20 protein-coding genes, 1 pseudogene and 1 riboswitch are annotated in these 20,272 nt (G+C 61.4%); of the genes and pseudogenes, 11 read left to right on the forward strand and 10 right to left on the reverse strand.

The annotated features are described in order from the left end of the window. Positions 1-64: 64 nt before the first annotated feature. Positions 65-847, reverse strand: coding sequence for a helix-turn-helix domain-containing protein (locus tag AB5I78_RS16670; protein WP_369302062.1), 783 nt, complete (start codon positions 845-847; stop codon positions 65-67). Between the two features lie 99 nt (positions 848-946). Here AB5I78_RS16670 and AB5I78_RS16675 point away from each other — a divergent pair, with 99 nt between their 5' ends. From AB5I78_RS16675 to AB5I78_RS16685, 3 genes are all read left to right on the forward strand, one after another. Then, on the forward strand, positions 947-1,813 hold the full coding sequence (locus tag AB5I78_RS16675) for an EamA family transporter (RefSeq protein WP_369302063.1): 867 nt from the start codon (positions 947-949) through the stop codon (positions 1,811-1,813). A 553-nt stretch (positions 1,814-2,366) separates the two neighbouring features. Then, positions 2,367-4,175: a monovalent cation:proton antiporter-2 (CPA2) family protein gene (locus AB5I78_RS16680; protein WP_369302064.1), complete on the forward strand. Its 1,809-nt coding sequence runs from the start codon at positions 2,367-2,369 to the stop codon at positions 4,173-4,175. Positions 4,176-4,248: 73 nt separating this feature from the next. After that, complete coding sequence (locus tag AB5I78_RS16685; RefSeq protein WP_124417768.1) at positions 4,249-4,806, forward strand: hypothetical protein; 558 nt, start codon at positions 4,249-4,251, stop codon at positions 4,804-4,806. A gap of 859 nt (positions 4,807-5,665) precedes the next feature. Here the strand turns inward: AB5I78_RS16685 and AB5I78_RS16690 are convergent. The 3 genes from AB5I78_RS16690 to AB5I78_RS16700 are packed head-to-tail and all read right to left on the reverse strand — an operon-like array spanning position 5,666 to position 7,753. Beyond that, the gene (locus AB5I78_RS16690) at positions 5,666-6,385 is read right to left on the reverse strand and encodes an alpha/beta hydrolase (RefSeq protein WP_242198486.1); all 720 of its coding nucleotides are present in this window, start codon (positions 6,383-6,385) and stop codon (positions 5,666-5,668) included. Between the two features lie 12 nt (positions 6,386-6,397). Next, positions 6,398-7,153, reverse strand: coding sequence for a precorrin-6A synthase (deacetylating) (cobF, locus tag AB5I78_RS16695; RefSeq protein ID WP_369302065.1), 756 nt, complete (start codon positions 7,151-7,153; stop codon positions 6,398-6,400). A 45-nt stretch (positions 7,154-7,198) separates the two neighbouring features. Then, positions 7,199-7,753, reverse strand: coding sequence for a histidine phosphatase family protein (locus AB5I78_RS16700; RefSeq protein WP_369302113.1), 555 nt, complete (start codon positions 7,751-7,753; stop codon positions 7,199-7,201). Positions 7,754-7,791: 38 nt separating this feature from the next. Continuing rightward, positions 7,792-7,916: riboswitch (cobalamin riboswitch) on the forward strand. A gap of 34 nt (positions 7,917-7,950) precedes the next feature. On the opposite strand from AB5I78_RS16700, the gene AB5I78_RS16705 reads away from it, so the two are divergent. Beyond that, a complete protein-coding gene (locus AB5I78_RS16705; RefSeq protein ID WP_369302066.1) occupies positions 7,951-8,163 on the forward strand; it encodes a CbtB-domain containing protein in 213 nt (70 codons plus the stop codon). A 19-nt stretch (positions 8,164-8,182) separates the two neighbouring features. Further along, positions 8,183-8,911, forward strand: a complete 729-nt coding sequence (locus tag AB5I78_RS16710; protein ID WP_369302067.1) for a CbtA family protein — start codon at positions 8,183-8,185, stop codon at positions 8,909-8,911. Here the strand turns inward: AB5I78_RS16710 and AB5I78_RS16715 are convergent. Then, positions 8,901-9,461 (reverse strand): DUF4865 family protein, encoded by a 561-nt coding sequence (locus AB5I78_RS16715; protein ID WP_262206579.1) that lies wholly within the window; start codon positions 9,459-9,461, stop codon positions 8,901-8,903. The two genes, AB5I78_RS16710 and AB5I78_RS16715, sit on opposite strands and share 11 nt — an antisense overlap. A 93-nt stretch (positions 9,462-9,554) precedes the next feature. Between AB5I78_RS16715 and AB5I78_RS16720 the strand changes: the two genes are divergently transcribed. Further along, positions 9,555-10,421, forward strand: a complete 867-nt coding sequence (locus AB5I78_RS16720) for a LysR family transcriptional regulator (RefSeq protein ID WP_369302068.1) — start codon at positions 9,555-9,557, stop codon at positions 10,419-10,421. 8 nt (positions 10,422-10,429) lie between these two features. Here AB5I78_RS16720 and AB5I78_RS16725 read toward each other — a convergent pair. From AB5I78_RS16725 to AB5I78_RS16740, 4 genes and pseudogenes are all read right to left on the reverse strand, one after another. Next, positions 10,430-10,576 (reverse strand): annotated as a pseudogene (locus AB5I78_RS16725) (YbjN domain-containing protein); the annotation flags it as partial. Then, positions 10,573-11,901, reverse strand: a complete 1,329-nt coding sequence (locus AB5I78_RS16730; RefSeq protein ID WP_369302069.1) for an MFS transporter — start codon at positions 11,899-11,901, stop codon at positions 10,573-10,575. The gene AB5I78_RS16730 and the pseudogene AB5I78_RS16725, both read right to left, overlap by 4 nt. A gap of 43 nt (positions 11,902-11,944) precedes the next feature. Beyond that, entirely contained in the window at positions 11,945-13,480 is a 1,536-nt protein-coding gene (locus tag AB5I78_RS16735; protein ID WP_369302070.1) for a class I adenylate-forming enzyme family protein, read from the reverse strand. A 3-nt stretch (positions 13,481-13,483) separates the two neighbouring features. Then, a complete protein-coding gene (locus AB5I78_RS16740) occupies positions 13,484-14,662 on the reverse strand; it encodes an acetyl-CoA acetyltransferase (RefSeq protein ID WP_369302071.1) in 1,179 nt (392 codons plus the stop codon). A gap of 128 nt (positions 14,663-14,790) precedes the next feature. Here AB5I78_RS16740 and AB5I78_RS16745 point away from each other — a divergent pair, with 128 nt between their 5' ends. The 4 genes from AB5I78_RS16745 to mntP all read left to right on the forward strand — a co-directional run bounded on the left by AB5I78_RS16745 (position 14,791) and on the right by mntP (position 18,028). Next, positions 14,791-15,378, forward strand: coding sequence for a LuxR C-terminal-related transcriptional regulator (locus AB5I78_RS16745; protein ID WP_119736077.1), 588 nt, complete (start codon positions 14,791-14,793; stop codon positions 15,376-15,378). Positions 15,379-15,469: 91 nt separating this feature from the next. Next, complete coding sequence (locus tag AB5I78_RS16750) at positions 15,470-16,897, forward strand: phophatidylserine decarboxylase associated domain-containing protein (RefSeq protein ID WP_369302072.1); 1,428 nt, start codon at positions 15,470-15,472, stop codon at positions 16,895-16,897. A 9-nt stretch (positions 16,898-16,906) separates the two neighbouring features. After that, complete coding sequence (locus AB5I78_RS16755; protein WP_369302073.1) at positions 16,907-17,098, forward strand: CoA transferase; 192 nt, start codon at positions 16,907-16,909, stop codon at positions 17,096-17,098. Between the two features lie 366 nt (positions 17,099-17,464). Then, the gene (gene mntP / locus AB5I78_RS16760) at positions 17,465-18,028 is read left to right on the forward strand and encodes a manganese efflux pump MntP (protein WP_145164895.1); all 564 of its coding nucleotides are present in this window, start codon (positions 17,465-17,467) and stop codon (positions 18,026-18,028) included. Positions 18,029-18,152: 124 nt separating this feature from the next. On the opposite strand, the gene AB5I78_RS16765 is transcribed toward mntP, so the two are convergent. Beyond that, positions 18,153-19,220 carry an NAD(P)-dependent alcohol dehydrogenase gene (locus AB5I78_RS16765; protein WP_145164893.1) on the reverse strand — a complete coding sequence of 356 codons (1,068 nt, stop codon included), beginning with the start codon at positions 19,218-19,220 and terminating at the stop codon, positions 18,153-18,155. A gap of 147 nt (positions 19,221-19,367) precedes the next feature. Between AB5I78_RS16765 and AB5I78_RS16770 the strand changes: the two genes are divergently transcribed. Further along, positions 19,368-20,186 (forward strand): alpha/beta fold hydrolase, encoded by an 819-nt coding sequence (locus AB5I78_RS16770; RefSeq protein WP_369302074.1) that lies wholly within the window; start codon positions 19,368-19,370, stop codon positions 20,184-20,186. Positions 20,187-20,272: the final 86 nt, after the last annotated feature.

A 20,272-nucleotide genomic window follows, 5' to 3' on the forward strand; every position in this document is an offset into this window, starting at 1 on the left:
TGGACGGCGATAGTAACAAAGCATGACGCTGGGGAAGGTGAATCCTGACCGACGTGTGCCGTTTTCAGAACGCTGACGCCGCCCTGGATTTGGCCAGGTAGCGCGCGGGCGCCTCTCCCAGGTTTCTGCGGAACACCGCGGTAAAGGCGCTGGAACTGCTGAAACCCAACCCCAACGCCACCTCGGTAATGGAGGCGCCATGACTGAGCCGCGCAGTGGCTTCAAGCAGGCAGACCTGCTGACGCCAGGCCACAAACGTCATGCCGGTGCCTTCGTGAAAATGGCGGGTGAAGGTGCGTCGGCTCATGTTCGACCAATGGGCCATTTGATCAAGGGAGATGGTCTGCGCAGGAGCCTGCAGAAAACGCTGGCAAGCCTGGGCCAGACGTGGCTCGGCAGGCAACGGCGCGCTGAGGGGCACTTCGGGCATGGCGCTTATTTCATCGATCAGCAGCGTCAATACGCAGTGCTGACGGACCGTGGTCGCCGCCGACGGCGCGATAGCCAGTGCCGCTTCCAACAGATGCCTGAGCAACGGCGACACCTCGAATACCTGACAACGATCCCGCAGCCCTGCCCGTTCGGCAGCCTGATCATCGAGGTAGGTATTGAGCATCACCACATCGCCGCGCATGTGCATTTCATGGGGCACACCGCCCGGCACCCAGATCGCCCGCTGCGGCGGCACCACCCAATTGCCGAGGTCGGTGAACATCCTCAACGCACCGGTGGAGGCATAGGCGAATTGCCCGCGCGGGTGTGTATGCCGCGTGAACACGGTGCCAGAGGGGTATTCACGCAGAGTGACCAGCGCTTCGGGGTCGTTGTCATCAAAGGTCGGCAGCATGGCCCGATATTGTCAAAGGATGACCTGACAAAGCAAGCGGGCCATCGCCCTGCGCCCTAGCATTCACGCCTTTGAAGAAATCTGTTCAAAGGAACGTCCATGCAGAAGAAACACCTGGCGCTTGCCCTGTTGGTTACCTTGGTCTGGGGGCTGAATTTTCCCATTACCAAACTGGGCCTGCGCTCAATCGACCCTTTTGCCCTCACCGGCATCCGCTTTGCCCTGGCCGCCCTGCCGCTGGTGTTCGTTATCCAGCCGCCCGTCGTCCCATTCCGCTACGTGGCCGCTTACGGCGTGATCTTCGGGCTGGGCATGTGGGGCGTGATCAACTACGGCATCCATATCGGCGTCAGCCCGGGGATCGCCTCGCTGATCATTCAACTCAGCGTGTTTTTCACGCTCGGCTGGGGCCACCTGCTGTTCAAGGAAAAAATCCGTGCTGCACAGTGGGTCGGCGCTTTTCTCGCGTTGATTGGCCTGGCAGGAATCATCGCCAGCCAGACCGGCGAGCACGCGGTACTCGGGGTTTTGTTCATTGTGTTCAGTGCCCTGGCATGGAGTATCGGCAACGTCATCATCAAGGCATCAGGGGTGAAGGAAATCTTTTCGTTCATGGTATGGGCCAGCCTGTTCCCGCCGATCCCACTGTTCCTCATGGCGTGGTGGCTGCACGGCAACGCCGCCTTCGCTCACCTGCCCGAGCGTCTTGACCTGACCGTCGTGTTGTCGATCCTGTTTCAGGTTTACCTGGCGACACACTTTGCCTACTGGGGTTGGAACTCCCTGCTCAAGGTCTACCCCGTATCGACCGTGGCGCCGCTGTCGCTGTTGATTCCGGTATTTGGAATTGCCAGTTCGGTGCTGATGCTGGACGAGCACGTATCCCTACCCAACCTGATCGCGATCGCTGTGATTATTGCCGGCTTGGCAGTCGGGCTTTACCGCAAGCCCCCAAGGCGATGCTGATATCCGGGAACCTTGCGCAGCTCGTGCAGCGGCATTTGTTGCAGATGCTGGCGGAACAGGCGCTTATTTCCAGATAGGCCCCCCTCGTGGCGAGCGGGCTTGCCCCGCGTTGGGTTGCGAAGCAGCCCCATTAAGGAAGATGCGGTGTGTCAGGCGTACCGCAGCGGCTGGCTTTGGGGCTGCTGCGCAACCCAGCGCGGGGCAAGCCCGCTCGCCACAAAGAGCGTGCAGCAGCAAGTCTTCTGTCCACGTCCAACTCCTTCGTGGTCCAAGCCTTCATCCATGAATGCGCAGAAGCCCAACGCTATTGACCCACACGCATCGAATTCGAAATACCTGACCGTGGTGACAACTGATTTAGTTTGTCGAAACGGTAGTAGACCTACAGAAAAGTCATTGAATTAAATGGTATTAATACTTTCGTAAGCGCCCGGTAAGAACGGGACTACAGCCAACATCCATTGCCTGTCGCGTCAAAAATACAAGTTTCAAAATGTAAAAAAGCGCTCTAATGGCGCCTTGTTGATTGGCTTTAAAGATCCTGGAGTTCGCAATGCCCCATGAAGGCAACCTGTTACAAGCAGCCGTGGTGTTCCTGCTCGCCGCCGTGCTGACCGTGCCGTTGGCCAAGCGTCTGCAACTGGGCGCAGTGCTGGGTTATCTGTTCGCAGGGGTGATCATCGGCCCCTCAGTGCTGGGCCTGATCGGCAACCCGCAAAGCGTGGCGCAGTTCTCTGAAATGGGCGTGGTGTTGCTGCTGTTCATCATCGGTCTGGAGCTGTCGCCCAAGCGTTTATGGGTGATGCGCAAGGCGGTATTCGGCGTTGGCCTGGCCCAAGTGTTGCTGACCGGGCTGGTGATGGCGGTGGTGGCGTTGTGGCTGTTTGGCCAAGCCTGGAACAGTGCGATTGTGCTGGGCCTGGGCCTGGCGCTGTCCTCCACCGCGTTTGGGCTGCAAAGCCTGGCCGAACGCAAAGAGCTGAATCAGCCGCACGGGCGCCTGGCGTTTGCGATTCTGTTGTTCCAGGACATCGCCGCGATCCCACTGATCGCGATGGTGCCGCTGCTGGCCGGCAGTGATCACCCGACCACCGAAGCCCAGGGCTTGCAACACGTGTTGCAGATACTCGGCAGCATCGCCGTGGTGATCATCGGCGGACGCTACCTGCTGCGTCCGGTGTTTCGCATTGTCGCCAAGACCGGCCTGCGCGAAGTGTCCACCGCCACCGCGCTGCTGGTGGTGATCGGCACGGCCTGGTTGATGGAGCTGGTGGGCGTGTCGATGGCCCTCGGCGCCTTCCTCGCCGGGCTGCTGCTGGCGGACTCCGAATACCGCCACGAACTCGAAGCGCAGATCGAACCGTTCAAAGGCCTGTTGCTCGGCCTGTTTTTCATCAGTGTGGGCATGGGCGCCAACCTCAGCCTGCTGCTCAGTTCGCCGCTGGTGGTGATCGGCCTGACGCTGCTGTTGATCGGCTTGAAGCTGCCGCTGCTGTATGCGGTGGGCCGGATGGTCGGCGACCTCAATCGCGAGAGCGCGCTGCGCCTGGGCGTGGTGCTGGCCGCCGGCGGTGAGTTTGCCTTTGTGGTGTTCAAGATCGGGCGCGACCAGGGCCTGTTCGAACCGCACCTCTACGATGTGCTGGTGCTGACCATCACGCTGTCCATGGCCGTGACGCCGCTGCTGCTGTTGGTGTGCCCAAAGCTGTTCAAGCCCAAGGTCAAACCGGTGGAAGTGCCGGAGGAATACCGCGCCATCGAAAGCGATGCGCCGCGTGTGGTGATTGCCGGCATGGGCCGTATGGGCCAGATCGTGGCGCGGATCCTGCGTGCGCAAAACATCTCGTTTATCGCCCTCGACACCTCGGTGGAAACCATCGAACTGACCCGCAGTTTCGGCGGTATGCCGGTGTTCTACGGCGACCCGCAGCGCCCGGAAATCCTGCACGCGGCCAAGGTCGATCAGGCCGAGTTCTTCGTGATTGCCATGGACGACCCGGAGATCAACATCAAGACCGCCGAACTGGTGCGCAACCTCTACCCGCACATGAAAATCATCGCCCGTGCACGTAACCGCCAACACGTCCACCGCCTGGTCGACCTGGACGCGTCACCGGTGCGCGAGACGTTTTACTCCAGCCTGGAAATGAGCCGCCGCACCCTGGTGGGTCTCGGTTTGAGCCAGGCCCAGGCCGATGCGCGCATCACCCGTTTCAAAAACCACGACCTGCAGGTGCTCGCTGCGCAACACGCGGTATATGACGATGCCGCCAAGGTCATGCAAACCGCCCAGGAAGCGCGTACGGAACTGGCGCGGCTGTTTGAGATGGACCGGCTTGAGGAAGAGTCCGACAAAGTGTGAGGACAGGAATGAACGATCTGGCGAGTTTTCTGACAGAATACGCCGCAATTTCGTTCATCCACTGGAGCGCTTCATGGCCACTTTCACCAAGACCGCCGTGCTGCTGGCCCTGGCGCTTACCGCCGGCGGCGTGTTCGCAGCAACCAAGCCAACCGCGACACAAACCATCTCGACGCTGGGTGGCAAGTTCACCTTCAACTTGCCCAAGGCTTACGTCGCCGACACGCTGCCGACCGGCAAGGTTGAGGACGGCACCGCCGACACCCAAGGCACGCTGTACGCCAACTCGACCACGAAAAGTGTGGTGATCGTGGCTGAAACGGTGCGCAACGATGGGGCCACAATTAAAGACAATGACCCGCAGTTTCTGGATGGCGCCGTGGCTGATTTCGTCAAGGACCAGAGCGCTGCCCTGCCTGATTTCAAGAAGCAGAACGAGAAGAAACTGACCTTCAAAGGTCTTGGCCTGCGTCAGGTCGACAGCACGGCCACCCAGGGTGGCGGCAAGACTTTGAACTCGACATTCCTGGGTGGCTCGGGCAATCACTTGCTGGTGATTCAGGCGATTTCGCGGGCGGATGATGTGAAGGGGCATGCGGAGTTGGTGAAGCAGATTACTGGGGGTAAGTAGTCTGGTTTTGCGGGTGATGGAGAGTTGATGGGGGTGCTGGGGACCGGGTACATATCCGTTGTGGGGGTGATGGCTGATAGCGGTTCCGCTCTTACAGCGGGTCACTTTTGAAAAGCGCAAAAGTAACCAAAACGCTCTTGCCCCACCACTCGGCACCTCGCCTAGGCTCGGTGTGCCCTCACGCAGGCATTACTCCGCGGGCCGCCGCGACGGGCCGTCCCTGCCCCGTCGCGGCTAAACCGGCGTCCTGCCGGTTTACCCGCTCCGTACTACCTGCGTTCGGCCAGCGTGGTTTAACGGGGCGCCTGAGATCAAGATCAAAAGCACGGCGGCCTAGTAGCCGACCTGAGTGGTTAGATCAAAAGCGGAAGCGAGGCGGCCTGGCAGCCGACCTGATTCTGGAACCTGAACTCAATCAAATGTGGGAGCTGGCTTGCCTGCGATAGCATCAACTGGTTGTGCCTGATATACCGAGGTGCCTGTATCGCAGGCAAGCCAGCTCCCACAGAAAAGCAATGCAGTGCGGTGCTGGCAGATGCACTCGGTCAACTTGTGGGAGCGGGCTTGCTCGCGAATGCGGTGTGCCAGTGACACATGAGCTGACTGCCCCACCGCATTCGCGGGCAAGCCCGCTCCCACAGTTGGATCTCTGTGCATTAGATAGATGGGTGTCGTGTGTACTCGGTCAAAGGTGGGAGCTGGCTTGCCTGCGATGGCATCCACTGGGTATGGCTGATGTACCGAGGCACCCGCATCGCGGGCAAGCCCGCTCCCACAGAAAAGCCACTAGTGCAGCAACGGACAGTTACTCAAAGCCACCAAACGAAAATGACCATCGCAGCAACCCTCACCCGCCGGTTCACTTCAGGCTTTTCTCCAGCCAGGCCTTAAGGTCCTGCACTTCGGTCTCACTGACGGTATGCGGCATGCCCGGATACCCGTGAAACTCCGGCGTCAACCCAAGGCCCACCAGTACCTCGTTCGCCCGGGTCGCCGAGGCATACGGCAGTGCCTGGTCGAGAGTGCCGTGGCCGATAAAGATCGCCAATTTGCCCAATGATTCGCTGGGCTTGAGTTCAGCCTTGAGCACCGGCAATACACTGCCACTCAAGGCCGCGATGCCGCGCACCAACGCGGGCTTTCGCAAGCCCACCTCGTACGACATGATCGCGCCCTGGCTGAACCCCACCAGAAACACCCGATCGCTTTGCGTGTGGTATTTGGCAGTGGCCTTGCCCACAAAGTCTTCGATCAGCGCGGCGCTGCGTTGCAGGTCGGCGGTTTCGCCATTGTAGTCGCCGTCACCCGGCGTCTTGGTAAACCAGCGATAACCCTGTGGGTCCACGGGCATCGGCGCACGTGCCGACAGGTAGGTCCAGGTGGACGGCAGCGCGTCCTTGATGCCAAACAGGTCTTCCTCGTTGCTGCCAAAACCGTGCAGGAAAATCACCAACGGCTGATTGCGCGCATCGCTCTGGGTCTGTTCCAGATAAGACAGGGGCAAATCAGTATGCAGCGTGGAGTCGGCGTGGGCGGCGCTGGCCATCAGGGTCAGTGCCAGGGCAAACAGTTTGAGCATGGGAAAGTGACCTCAGGGTTTGCGCAACAAGTAAGTGTCCATGATCCAGCCATTTTCCAGACGCGCCGCCTTGCGCACCTGTTGGATTTGCTCAGCCACTTCGCTGACTTTGCCGCTGATGAGGATTTCGTCCGGCGTGCCCAGGTAGGCGCCCCAGTAGATGTCCATGTCCTGATCGGCCACGCTGCGGTAGGAATCTTCGGCGTCGAGCATGACCACCAAGGTGTCCGCATCACTCGCCTGCCCCGCCGCCAACCGGCGCCCGGTGGTGATCTCGATGGAGCGACCGATGCGGTTCAGCGGCACCTTGTGCTGGGCGGCCAGGGCTTGCACGCTGGTGATGCCGGGGATCACTTCGAACTCGAATACGCTGCGGCCACTGGCCAGGATCGCTTGCAGAATGCGGATGGTGCTGTCGTACAGCGCAGGGTCGCCCCAGGCCAGGAACGCGCCCACTTCACCGTCAGCCATCTGCTCATTGATCATGCGCTCGAAGGTCTGCTGCTTGTCGCGGTTCAGGTCCTGCACAGCGGTGGTGTAGTCGATATCGCCGCGCACGCGCTCGGGGCAGTCGGCCTCGACGAAACGGTAACCAGGCTCGGTGATGTAGGTTTCGCAAATCTCGCGGCGCAGGTCGATCAGCTTGTCTTTGCTTTGGCCCTTGTCCATCAGGAAAAACACGTCGGCGCGGTTCAGCGCTTTGACGGCCTGCATCGTGATGTAGTCAGGGTTGCCGGCGCCAATGCCGATGATCAGGATGCGTTTCATGGGTTGCTCTCATTGCGGGGCGTGGATTTTGCCATGTTCACGCGCTCAGGCGTGAGTTTCCAGACGCAGGCGCCACACCTTGTTAAAGCGCAGTTCGGTGGCGGACAGCGGCTCGACATCAATCAGGTAGAACATCGAGACAGGGAACTGCAACACGTACAGCATCGCGGCGCGAATCACAAACGGGTGGGTGATAGCCACTACGTGCCCGGGTTGGGTTTCGAGACTTTTCATCCAGTCAGCGACGCGTACGCAAATCTGCTCCACCGACTCACCGCCGTGAGGCGCGCTGGCGCTGTTGGTCAGCCAGTCACTCAATGCATGGCTGTCGAGCTGGCCGATGGCCTGGCCTTTCCAGGCGCCGAAATCACCGTCGCGCAACGCGTCTTCGACCTGCGCGTCATCGCCGAACAAGCCGGCGGTTTGCCGGGTTCTGGCCTCGGGCCCACACACCAGTCGCGGGCTTTTCTTGAAACGACCCGCCAGGGACAGGGCCGCGGGTTGCCACTGCATCGCTACCGATTCGTCATCGGGAAACCGCCCCTGTTTTTGCAACGGCGTGGCGGCATGGCATATCAAGGTCAACCGGGTGGCCTGCATCACAATTCACTCTGTTTCGACGCGCAGTCGGCGTAGACTGGCAAAGTTGTTTCAACATGTTACAACGAACATGAAAGAGGAAGCCGGTTCGAATCCGGCGCGGTCGCGCCACTGTATTCGGCCTTTTAGCCGTAAGCCAGACCCTGTTTCAGCCCAATCGCAATCCATTTCGGGACGCGTCATCCCTGGAGGTTTTCATGGCTAACACTGCTGCAACGAATCCTGATGTGCATTTACCCACCCTGCCCTTGGGCGACATTCTGCCTTGGGCGATCTTCGGTGGCCTGTTGCTGCTGCTGGCGCTCTATTTTGTCGGCGCCGAGCAAGGCGCCAACGCGGTGTTCAAAGGCATGTATGTGCATGAATTTGTGCACGACGGCCGCCACCTGCTGGGTTTCCCCTGCCATTAATCGATAAGCGAGACACGACATGACAGGGCATTTACTCCTGCGCGGGATGCTGGTGGGCTTGCTCGCCGGCGTGCTGGCTTTCGGCTTCGCCAAGACCTTTGGTGAACCGCAGATCGACAAGGCCATCGCCTTTGAAGACCACATGGCACAGATGCACGGCGATGCGCCGGAAGAGGAACTGGTGAGCCGCGAAGTGCAAAGCACCTTCGGCCTGTTCACCGGCGTGGTGGTGTACAGCGTGTCACTGGGCGGCCTCTTCGCCCTGGTGTTCGCTTACGCCCTGGGGCGCATCGGCAAGGTCGGCCCGCGTGGCCTGGCGGCGCTGCTGGCACTGGCGGCATTTGTGGCAATTACCCTGGTGCCAGGGCTCAAGTACCCGGCTAACCCGCCCTCGGTGGGCGACCCCGAAACCATCGCGCAGCGCACCAAGCTGTTCTTCCTGATGCTGCTGGTGTCAGTGGCGGCCGCGGTGATTGCGATCAACGCCGCGCGCAAGCTGATTGCCCGCCGTGGCGTCTGGGCTGGGGCGATACTGGGTGTGGCGTTGTACATCGTGATTGTGTCGGTGGCCGGCAGCCTGTTCCCGGTGATCAACGAAGTGCCGGAGGCGTTTTCGGCCGTGCTGCTGTGGAAATTCCGCGTAGCGTCGCTGGGTATCCAGGTGGTGCTGTGGACCACCCTCGGCCTGGTGTTTGGCGCGGTGGCCGAGCGCAAGCTCAGCCAGCCAACAGCGCGTTTCAACCCTTGAACTGAACCCCGGGGCGGGCCAGGTACAACACCTCATAGCCCGTTCCGGGATGCGCCGCATCCAGCGCCTTGCTTGACAAGGTGATGCGCACCAGCCGCCACGCCTGCACATCCAGCGCCAGGCATACTGCAAACGTGTCACCGCTGTCAGCCAATTGCTGATTGCGCCGTTTTTCCTCGGCGACGATCCCCGCCCGATCCGCCCCCGGCACCAGCGGCCACTCCTCTCGGTACAGGCTCAACGCGTGCTGCGCGGGCCCACGCTGCACATCCAGCGGCAACCAGCTTTCGATGTGCGGACGGCCAAAGCTGTCGAGCACTTTCTGAAAACGCTCGCCGAGTAGAAAGTCGGCGGCCTGCAACGGGTCGGCCCACAGGTACACCGACGCATACACATTGCCCGGCGCCTGCCCACGCGTCTGCGCGATAAACGCCTTGAACAGCAACCCTTGCGTGTCCTCCCACAACGGCCCCAATTGCGCGGCGCGCCGGCGTATCACGTCCATGTCGTAGTCGGCAGGCAGGCGGTGTGAATACTGTTTGGCAAACATGGCAAAGCTCCTGTGCAAGATGTGGACAGAGCTTGCGCACTGGCGATGATTTCAACAAGATATGGCCCAATATAAGTGCGATAAGGATTGGATATGACTGACGCGCTCAAACCCCTCGATATCGACACCGTACACGCCTTTGTGCTGGTGGCTGATTTCGCCAGCTTCACCCGCGCCGCCGAGGCGCTCGACACGTCCCAGGCCGCCATCAGCCTGAAGCTCAAGCGCCTGGAAGAACGCCTCGGTTATCGCCTATTGGTACGCACGCCTCGCCATGTGCAGCTGTCGCCCCAGGGCGAGCGCTTCATCGTGGCCGCGCGTGCCCTGCTCAATGCCCATGAGCGGGCGCTGGCTGACCTGGGCGCCCACGCGTCTCGGCGTTTGGTGATTGGTATCAGCGACCACGTGGCCGGGCCGGACTTGCCCACCTGGCTCAGCCGACTCGCGGCCTACGACCCGCTGGTGATTCTCGAGGTGCGCATCGCCTCGTCCCGCGACCTGGTGGCCGCGTTTGATCGCAATGAACTGGACGCGGTGATCGTGCGCAACGAAGGCGATCGCCAGGACGGCGAAGTGCTGGCCGTGGAACGCTTTGGCTGGTTCGCGGCGCCACACTGGCAACACAGCCCCGGCGCACCGCTGCGCATGGCGACCATGGCCGCGCCCTGTGGCGTTCGGCACCTGGCGGTGAGGGCATTGGAGGCCGCGCGTATCGACTGGACCGAAGTGTTTGTCGGCGGTGGCGTGATGGCGGTAGGCGCGGCAGTGAGCGCCGGATTGGGGGTCGCCGCCCTCGCCCACCGCGTGGCCCCGGCCGGGGCGGTGGACGTGAGCGAGCAATACGGCCTGCCCGCATTACCCGTCAGTGAAGTGCTGCTGTATAGCCGGATCAGTGATGCGCGCTCGCGCGAAACGTTGCGCGCGTTGAGTGCAACGTTTCGTGGCGTGCTGCAGCGCTGAGTGTCAGGCGCCGGATTGCCAAAGCGCACGGCAAAGCCGGTACCCTGGCTCGCGCTGAGCAATTGCACGATGCCGTTCTGTTTGGTCTGGTCGACGCGATAGCCGGCTTCCTGCAGCCATTCAGTCAGGCTTTTCGGGGTAACGCTGTTGATCAGGCGGCCGGGGCCAACACGGCCCCCGCCGGCGCCACCATCGGGCTGACACTGGCGACGAAATCTTCCTTGCGCAGCACCACCAGTGCGATCAACGACACCACACCGGTTGCCACGTAGAAATACCAAGGTGAAGTGATGTCGCCCGTCACCTTGATCAGCCAGGTGGAGATCAGCGGCGCGCTGCCGCCAAACACCGCGACCGGCACGTTGTACGCAACGGCAATCCCGGTGGAGCGGATGCGCGTGGGCAGCAGCTCGCTCATCAGCGCATAGGTCGAGGAGGCATACAGCCCGAACAGGATCGCCACCGCCATCAATGGGGCGAAGAACGACGCGGCAGTGGCGGTCGGTGCCGACTTGAACAGCCAGAACATCGCCAGCGTGGCCAGGGTGCCGATCACCATCAGAAACGGCTTACGTCCGTATTTATCGGTGAACGCGCCGCCAAACGGCATCACGAACGCGGCCGAGAAACTCGCGACGAACACATAGAGCAGCGTGGTGCTGCTGTCGAACTTGAGGATCTTGGCCATGTAGGTCGAGGCGAAGGTCAGCACCAGGTAAAAGATCGAGCTGTGCAAGGTGATGATGAAAAACACCAGGGCAATCGCGCGCTTCCACTGCCAGACTTCGCGCAGCGGTGCACGGGAAGTCTGCCCGGCGCGCTGCAAGGCGAGAAACTCCGGGCTGTCTTCCAGCTTGAGGCGGATGTACATGGAGATAAAACCCAACGGTGCGGCGATCAGGAACGGCACACGCCAGGCCCATTCCTGCATCACTTCGGCGCCCAGGATCCAGGTCATGCCGTTGGCCACGGCACCGCCCAGCAGCAGGCCGAGCACGGCGGTGACCATCAGCCAGCACGTGGCAAAGCCGCGTCGGCCGGGGCCGGCGTATTCGGAGATAAAGCTGGTCACTGTGCCGATCTCGCCGCCCGCCGAGAAACCCTGCACGCAGCGCACCAGAATCAGCAGCATCGGCGCAGCAATGCCAAGCGTTGCATAAGTGGGCAACAGGCCGAGCATGACGGTGGAGCCGGTCATCATCACCAGCGCCATGATCAGGGTTTTGCGGCGGCCGATCTTGTCCGCCAGCGGACCGAAGAACAGCCCGCCCAGAGGCCGGATGAAAAAGCTTAGGGCAAACGCCGCGAAGCTGGCCAACAGGCTGGTGGTGGGGTCATCGGAGACGAAAAAGGCCTGGCCGATGTACACGGCGAGAAAGCCGTAGACGCCGTAGTCGTACCACTCGATCAAGTGACCGGAAGTGGCACCGAGAAACGCACGGCGCCGCTTGCGGACCGTGTCTTGCGCTTGATTGCCCATCAAAGGGACTCCTTGTCTGATGTTCTGTCCATGAAAAACGGGTCTAGGGAAGCGCGGCGATACTCGCTGCTTTCAGCCACTGCCGCAAGTCGGTCTTGAGGATTTTGCCGTAACTGTTCTTTGGCAATTCGCCGGGAAACAGGTACTTCCTGGGTTTCTTGAACGAGGCCATGCGCGCCACGAACCAGGCCGTCAGCTCGGCTTCATCGAGCGGTTGCCCGCTGCGCGTCACCACAAACGCCACCACCGATTCGCCCCATTGCGTATCCGGCTCTCCCACGACGCACACCTCGAACACCTCGGGATGTTGCGCCAGCACTTCCTCGACTTCACGCGGGTACACGTTGCTGCCGCCGCTGATGATCACGTCCTTGGAACGGTCCGTGAGGGTGAGGTAACCCGCCGCGTCGAGAAAGCCGACGTCACCGGTCAACAGCCAGCCCTCGACCAAGGTCTGACGCGATGCCTCGGGGTTGCGCCAGTAGCCTTGCATCACCGTGGCACCGCGCACGGCGATCTCGCCGCGCTCGCCCGTCGGCACCGGCTGGTGCTGTGCGTCGAGAATGCGGATTTCAACGCACGATTGCGCATGGCCGACCGAGGCGGCCAACGTGGCCCAGTCTGCGCGTTGGCGGTCGGCGATCAGCGCGCGAGGCAGCACGCTGATGGTCATCGGGCTCTCGCCCTGGCCGTAGATTTGCACCAGCCGCGGGCCGAAGGTGTCGACGGCCTCACACAGATCGGCCAGGTACATCGGGCCGCCACCGTAAACGATGGTTTTGATGCCTTCGCCGCGATAATCCTGGCGCCGCGCCTGTTCGACCATGCGCTTGACCATGGTCGGCGCCGCAAACAGTGAAACGTTGCCCAGCTCGGCCGCCAGGCCAAACAGCTCGGCGGCGTCGAAACCGTGGGAAGCCGGCACCACATGCCGCGCGCCGCAGCGCACATGAATGAAGTTGTAGAGCCCGGCGCCATGGGACATTGGCGCGGCATACAGCACTGCGTCATCGGCGCTGACCGGATCCACGTCTGTGGGGTAACACAACGACATCGCCATCAGGTTGCAATGGGACAGCATCACGCCCTTGGAGCGCCCGGTGGTGCCGGAGGTGTAAAACAGCCACGCGAGGTCCTGGTCCTGGCGGGGCTCCGGCTGCGCCAGGGTCGGCCAGCCACGCGTCGGCGGCAGCGTGTGGCCGTCCAGTTCCTTGCAGTGCTGAGGCAAGTCGCGCGACGCCGAAAATACCCGGCCGCCGTCGGTAAAGATCAGGCGCGCCTGGGCGTTATCGGCGATCCACGCCGCCTCAGCCGGGTGCAATTTGGCGTTGATCGGCACAGCTACTGCGCCCAGCCACCAGATGGCGTAGAGCACTTCCAGGTAGTCGCAGCTGTTCTTCATCAGCACGGCGACCGCGTCACCGGCGACCACGCCGTGCTGGTCCACCAAGTGCGCGGCGCGCTGGCGAACATGCGCAGCAAAGGTCGCGTAGTCGGCCACTTGCCGCGTACCTTCGAACAATGCCGGTCGCTGCGGGTCGCGGCGCTGGGTGTCGTGCAACCAGTTGGCAATGTTCATGGGTCAGTACCGGCGCGCGTGCAGGACCGAGGCGTAGTTGGCCACTGCCATGCCGCCCATGTTGAACACCAGGCCAAACTCCGGGTTGGGCACCGCCAGGCCAATCGGTTCGCCGGTCAATTGGCGGAACGCCAAGGCGTGCATCGACACGCCGGTGGCACCCACCGGATGCCCCTTGGCCTTGAGCCCACCCGAGAGGTTCACCGGCAGCCGCCCGCCGGCGCGCACCACGCCACTGTCGAGCACGCGATGGCCCTCGCCCTTGGGCGCCAGGCCCATGGCTTCGTAGATCAGCAGTTCGGCGATGGTGAAGCAGTCGTGCACCTCGGCGAAACTCAGGTCGGCCAGGGTGATATTCGCCCCGCGCAGCGCCGAGTGGATGGCCCGTTGCGGGCCTTCAAACGCCAGGATGTCGCGCTGGGCAATGGGCAAGCAGTCGTTGACCTGGGTCATCGCACGAATCTGCACATCACGACGAAACGCGCGCGCTCGCTTGGGTGAGGCCAGGATGATCGCGGCGGCGCCGTCGCTGATCAACGAGCAATCAGTCAGGCGCAGTGACTCGGCCACAAACGGGTTGCTCTTGGACACGTTGTTGCAGTGCTCGAAATCCATCACCCGGTGCATTTGCGCCAGCGGGTTGGCCATGGCATTGGTGTGGTTCTTGGTGGCGATGGCGGCCATCGAGCCCAGCGGGCAGTGGTAGCGCTCGGTGTATTGGCGCGCCGCACGGCCGAACAACTGCGGGAAACTCAAGCCGGCTTCGGCCGGGTCGTTCTGATAACCGGCGCCGGCCAGGGCCTGGGTGACCTCGGCGGTGGACGTGTGGGTCATCTTCTCGGCGCCGACCACCAGCACCAGGTCGGCGCTGCCGGAGAGGATCGCATTGACCCCGGCCTGAATCGCCGCCGAGCCGGACGCACAGGCGTTTTCACACCGCGTGGCGGGTTTGAAGCGCAGGCCCGGGTCGGCCTGCAACAGCAAGGAGGCGGGAAACCCGTCAGGCACCAACCCCGAGTTGAAGTGCCCCAGGAACAACGCATCGATTTGCGACGCATCAATGGCCGCATCGGCCAGGGCTTCGCGGGTAACCTGCACGATCAGGTCTTCAAGGGTGGTGCCTTCCAGGCGACCAAAACGCGAATGACCGGCGGCAACAATGGAGACGCAATCAGCTGGCATAATCAATTTCTTCTATTTTTGATGCGGACATTTACCTACAATGACGCACCGCTGAGCGCTCGCCAATTCGTGTAACTACTTACATGGATAAGTAGCCCGGTGAGAAAAGCAACGAGGCAGGATGCCCAATGAACGCGTTTACCCAGCAACTTCAAGATATCGAACGCCTGGCGTTCCAGCTCTCCCCCGCCCCGCAACTGGTCACGCGCAACCGCGTGATGGTCGATTGCAATGAGGCCTTCCTGCAGTTGTTCGGCTATTCGCGCGACGAATTGGTCAACCAACTGACCCTGCTGATCTACCCGTCCCAGGCCGATTATCACGCCATCGGCAAGCGTAGCCACGACTGGCTGCTGGAGAGCGAGAACGGCTTCTACTCCGATGAACGCTTTATGCAGCACAAAAGCGGCGAGGTGTTCTGGGCCAAGTCCCACGGCTACACGCTCACGCCCAGAGACCCGTTCAAGCTGATGATCTGGCACTTCGAGCGCCTGGACCGCACGCACCAAGGCACCGGCGACCTGACGCCGCGGGAGCGGGAAATCGCCATGCACATCGTCAACGGTCTTAAATCCAAGGAGATCGCCCAGCGCCTGGCGATCTCTCACCGTACGGTGGAAGTGCACAGGGCACGGCTGATGAAGAAACTTGAGGTGAAAAACATCGTGGAGCTGGTGTCAAAAATGATTTTCGTCGGCGGGCGCGCCTGGTTATAGCCAACCATTACAAACCCCGGTCCTACGCTAGCTACGCTGAAAGTGCTCAAAAGGAGCTTTCCCACGCAGTTACGTTTAAAGGACTAATGATATGGCGCACTCCGATCGTTCTTCGCCCGCCACCCAACCTCGCAAGACTCCGCCACCCGTCGAGGGCAGCGGTTCAAACCTGCTCACCCTGGACAATGCCGGCCCCGTGCAAATGGGCTTCTGGGTGCCCAACCGCGTGTGGGCCACCGCCAACTTCCTGGTGCCACTGCGCGACTACATCGACAGCATGAAAAAGGCCGGCACCCTCGCGCCGATGCAGCCGCAACTGATGGAATTCAAAAACTGGGTGACCACCCACAGCGTGTACCGCATGTGGGTCATGTCGCTGATCGAGCAGTCCAATGCGTTCGTGCTGACCCTGGCGCCGCACACTCGCGACCAGATCAAGACCCAGGACGGCGACGTCGTGTGGATCAAGGACTACGACAGTTTCTTCGAGATCCTCAACGAAATTGTCACCACCTCGTCCTCGTTCAACGACACCGCCCAGGTCGGCACGCCCATGAATGCCTTCCTGGCGATTTCCATGGCCACCGAAGCCGGTGTTGCGCTGTTCCATGACGCCACCTTCAATGAGCAATTCAAGAACGTGCTCAACACCTGGAACGCCTACCTCAAAAGCCCGCAGTCACTGGACAAACTCGACATCAACAACCCGGAAAAACCCGGCTCGTGGATCTCCAAGGTCGCCTGGGCAGCCGGTGTATGGGACCAGATGGAATGCGACCCGAAAAAGCCCGGCTACGGCTACGACTCCTGGAACGCGTTTTTCATCCGCAAGTTCGTGCCCGGCGCCCGGCCGTTCCAGGGCGACGCGCAGACGCAGGTCGATATCGGCTGCGAAACCACGCCGTGGGCGTACCAGAACAACATCGCCTTCGAAAGCGACTTCTGGATCAAGGACGTCAACTACTCACTGCTGGACTTGTTCGCCGGCCAACGTGACTGGGCCAAGCACTTTGAAGGTGGGCAGCTGTATCAGGGTTTCCTCTCCGCCACCCACTACCACCGCTGGAACGCGCCGCTGGACGGCACCCTGCTGCGTTCGTGGGTGCAACCTGGCACCTACTTCGCCCAACGCCCGGCGCAAAAAGAAGGCCCAGGCACGTGGGAAGGCACCGAGTCGCAACCCTACCTGGGCCATGTGGCCGCGCGCGCCATTTTCATCTTCGAACACCCCACCTGCGGGTACGTGGCACTGATCTGCATTGGCATGGTTGAAGTGTCGACCTGCATCATCGAACCGGAGTTTATTGTCGACGAAGGCAGCAAGCCGGTGAAGATCACACGCGGCACTGAAATCGGTCACTTCGAGTTCGGCGGCTCGACTCACATGATGGTGTTCCAGCGTGACCGCGTACGCCTTGAAGAGTGGGCCGTGAATGCCGTGCTGCACCGTCAGTCGCCCAAACCGACGCCCATGGGCAGCGTGATTGCAACGGCACTCGACACCCAGAAACCCAAGTGATCCCACGCGGTGATCGCGCCTTACGGCGTGTTCCAGACCCTGGACGGCCCGTTGAACCTGGCGCCGATCACCTTGGCCATGTGGGGCAAGCTGTGTGTGCTGCTGGACCTGCCCGAGCTGCCGAACGGCCCGCGCTTTGCCAACAATGAAGCGCTTTCAACGCACCGCGATGCGTTGAAAGCGCTGCTGGAGAGCCGGTAACCCCAGCCAGCGCAATGCCCTGAGCGCGCAACTGCTCGACAGCCTGGACGAAAGCCTGGTCGCCCTCGCCGCCCAGCGCGTCGGCGTGGTGATTCTCGGCGCCGGCGTCGGCCTGAGCGTATGGAGCGCCGCCCACCGGTATTTGAAGGGCGTTGACGGAATTTTCATATCTGGCTGTCTATGATGCGCCCCTTCGTTGGGGAGTAACCGGCTTCTGACCCGCTCAGAAGCGTTCGTATCAACATATTCGGCAACCTGCCGTGGTACGAACACCGTTGAGGTTGGTGAGACCAGCGACACATCCATGCCTAAAGTCGGGCGTGTGGTTGTGTCGTTGACTCATACAGCCCGACTGGAAGCCTCACCGTGAACCCCATTTCCCTGATTTTTCTCGCCCTGGCCATGTCCACGGACGCCTTCGCGGCGGCCATCGGCAAAGGCTCCAGCCTGCACAAACCGCGTCTGATCGAAGCACTGCGCGCCGGCCTGATTTTTGGTGTGATCGAAGCCATCACGCCGATGATCGGCTGGGCCATCGGCCATGCAGCCACGCGTTGGGTGGAGGACTGGGATCACTGGATCGCCTTTACCCTGCTGGTCGCACTGGGCTTGCACATGATCTACAACGGGCTCAAGGCGGACGATGAGGAGGCGGAAAAGCCGACCCAGCATTCCTTCATGATCCTGGCCATTACCGCCTTTGCGACCAGCATTGATGCGATGGCCGTCGGCGTGGGCCTGGCCTTTATCGATGTGAATATTCTGGTGGCGTCGGCAGCCATCGGCCTGGCGACCATGACCATGGTAACCATCGGCATGATGCTCGGTCGGGTGCTGGGCACGGTGGTGGGCAAGCGCGCCGAAATGGTCGGCGGCGTGGTGTTGATGCTGGTGGGTGCAACGATTCTCTACGAGCACTTGTCGGCTTAACGGCCCGCACTGAACAAATGTGGGAGCGGGCTTGCCCGCGAAGGCGATGGATCAGTCGATGACTCTGTTGACTGTCAATGCGCTTTCGCGAGCAAGCCCGCTCCCACAGTAGGTCTGCAGCGTTTCAAGCCGCGTGACTTTCCTTCTTCAAGCTCTCCATATCAATCACAAAGCGATACTTCACATCGCCCTTGAGCATCCGCTCGTACGCCTCGTTGATGCCCTGGATGTCGATCATCTCGATGTCCGAGACAATCTTGTGCTTGGCGCAGAAGTCCAGCATGTCCTGGGTTTCCTGGATGCCACCAATCAACGAGCCGGCCAGGCTGCGGCGTTTGAAGATCAGGTTGAACACCGTCGGCGACGGATGCGGGCTGTCGGGTGCGCCGACCAGCGTCATGGTGCCATCGCGCTTGAGCAGATTGAGGAACGCATCGAGGTCGTGCGGCGCGGCAACGGTGTTGAGGATGAAGTCCAGGCTGTTGACGACCTTGGCCATCTCGTCCGGGTTCTTCGACACCACCACTTGGTCGGCACCCAGGCGCAGGCCGTCTTCGCGCTTGTTCGGCGAGGTGGTGAACAGCGTGACATGCGCGCCCATGGCATGCGCGATCTTCACCGCCATATGCCCTAGCCCGCCGAGGCCGACGACCCCGACTTTTTTGCCGGGCCCCACCTTCCAGTGGTGCAACGGCGAGTAAGTGGTAATGCCGGCGCACAGCAGCGGCGCTACGGCCGCCAGGTTCGAATCATCGTGGGAGATGCGCAGCACGAACTTCTCCTTGACCACGATATTGTCCGAGTAGCCGCCAAAGGTATTTTCGCCGCCGAACACCGGGCCATTGTAGGTACCGGTAAAGCCGTTCTCGCAATATTGCTCCTCGCCCTCGGCGCAGGATGCGCAGTGCTGGCAGCTGTCGACCATACAACCGACACCGGCCAGGTCACCGACCTTGAATTTTTTCACGTTGGCACCGACGGCCGTGACGCGGCCGACGATTTCATGGCCGGGCACCGACGGGTACAAGGTGTTGTGCCATTCGTTACGCGCGGTGTGCAAGTCGGAGTGGCACACGCCGCAATAGAGAATATCGATCTGGACGTCGTCCGACCCCGGCGCGCGGCGCTCGAAGGTAAAAGGCTTGAGTGCATCCTTGGAATCCCGAGCGGCGTAGCTGTAAGTCTTGGCCATTTGGTTCACCTGTTGAACTGACGGTAGAGGTCAGTGGACCAACGCAGACGCGCAAGCGTTCAACCGAGCACATCCGTACAAGCCCCTGGGCCGGTTTAACGCGATAGTGAGACTGAGCTTTTGCCCCCTGACCCCAAGGAGTTTTCCATGAGCACATTCGTTGCCAAAGACGGTACCCAGATTTATTTCAAGGATTGGGGCAGCGGTAAGCCCGTGCTGTTCAGCCACGGCTGGCCTCTGGATGCCGACATGTGGGAATACCAGATGGAATACCTGAGCAGCCGTGGCTTTCGCACCATCGCCTTCGACCGCCGGGGTTTTGGCCGCTCGGACCAGCCGTGGACCGGTAACGACTACGACACCTTCGCCGACGATATCGCCCAACTGATCGAACACCTGGACCTCAAGGACGTGACCCTGGTGGGCTTCTCGATGGGCGGCGGCGATGTGGCCCGCTACATCGCTCGCCACGGCAACTCGCGTTTGGCCGGCCTCGTGCTGCTGGGCGCCGTCACGCCGATCTTCGGCCAAAAACCGGATTACCCGCAGGGCGTGCCTACCGCGGTGTTTGATGGCATCAAGGCCGGGCTGCTGAAGGATCGCGCGCAATTTATCAGCGACTTCAATGCCTCGTTCTATGGCATCAACAAGGGCCAGAAAGTCTCCCAGGGCGTGCTGACGCAGACCTTGCAGGTCGCGTTGCTGGCGTCGCTTAAATCGACCGTGGATTGTGTCACCGTGTTCTCCGAGACCGACTTCCGCCCGGACATGGCCAAGATCGAGGTGCCCACCCTGGTGATCCACGGTGACGGCGACCAGGTCGTACCGTTCGAAACCACCGGTAAAGTCGCGGCCGAGATGATCAAGGGCGCGCAGTTGAAGGTGTACAAGGATGCGCCGCACGGTTTTGCCGCCACCCACACCCAGCAGTTGAACGAAGACTTGTTGGCGTTCCTCAATCGCTGAAGCGAGTGAATCACCCTCTCCTTATTTTGCCGGGCTTGCCCGGCTTTTTTTTCGACAGGTGCTGACCCTGGGTATGATGCGGCTGA

The sequence above is a fragment of the Pseudomonas sp. N2-3-1-14 genome, assembly GCF_041228395.1.
In the GTDB taxonomy this organism is placed as follows: Bacteria; Pseudomonadota; Gammaproteobacteria; order Pseudomonadales; family Pseudomonadaceae; genus Aquipseudomonas.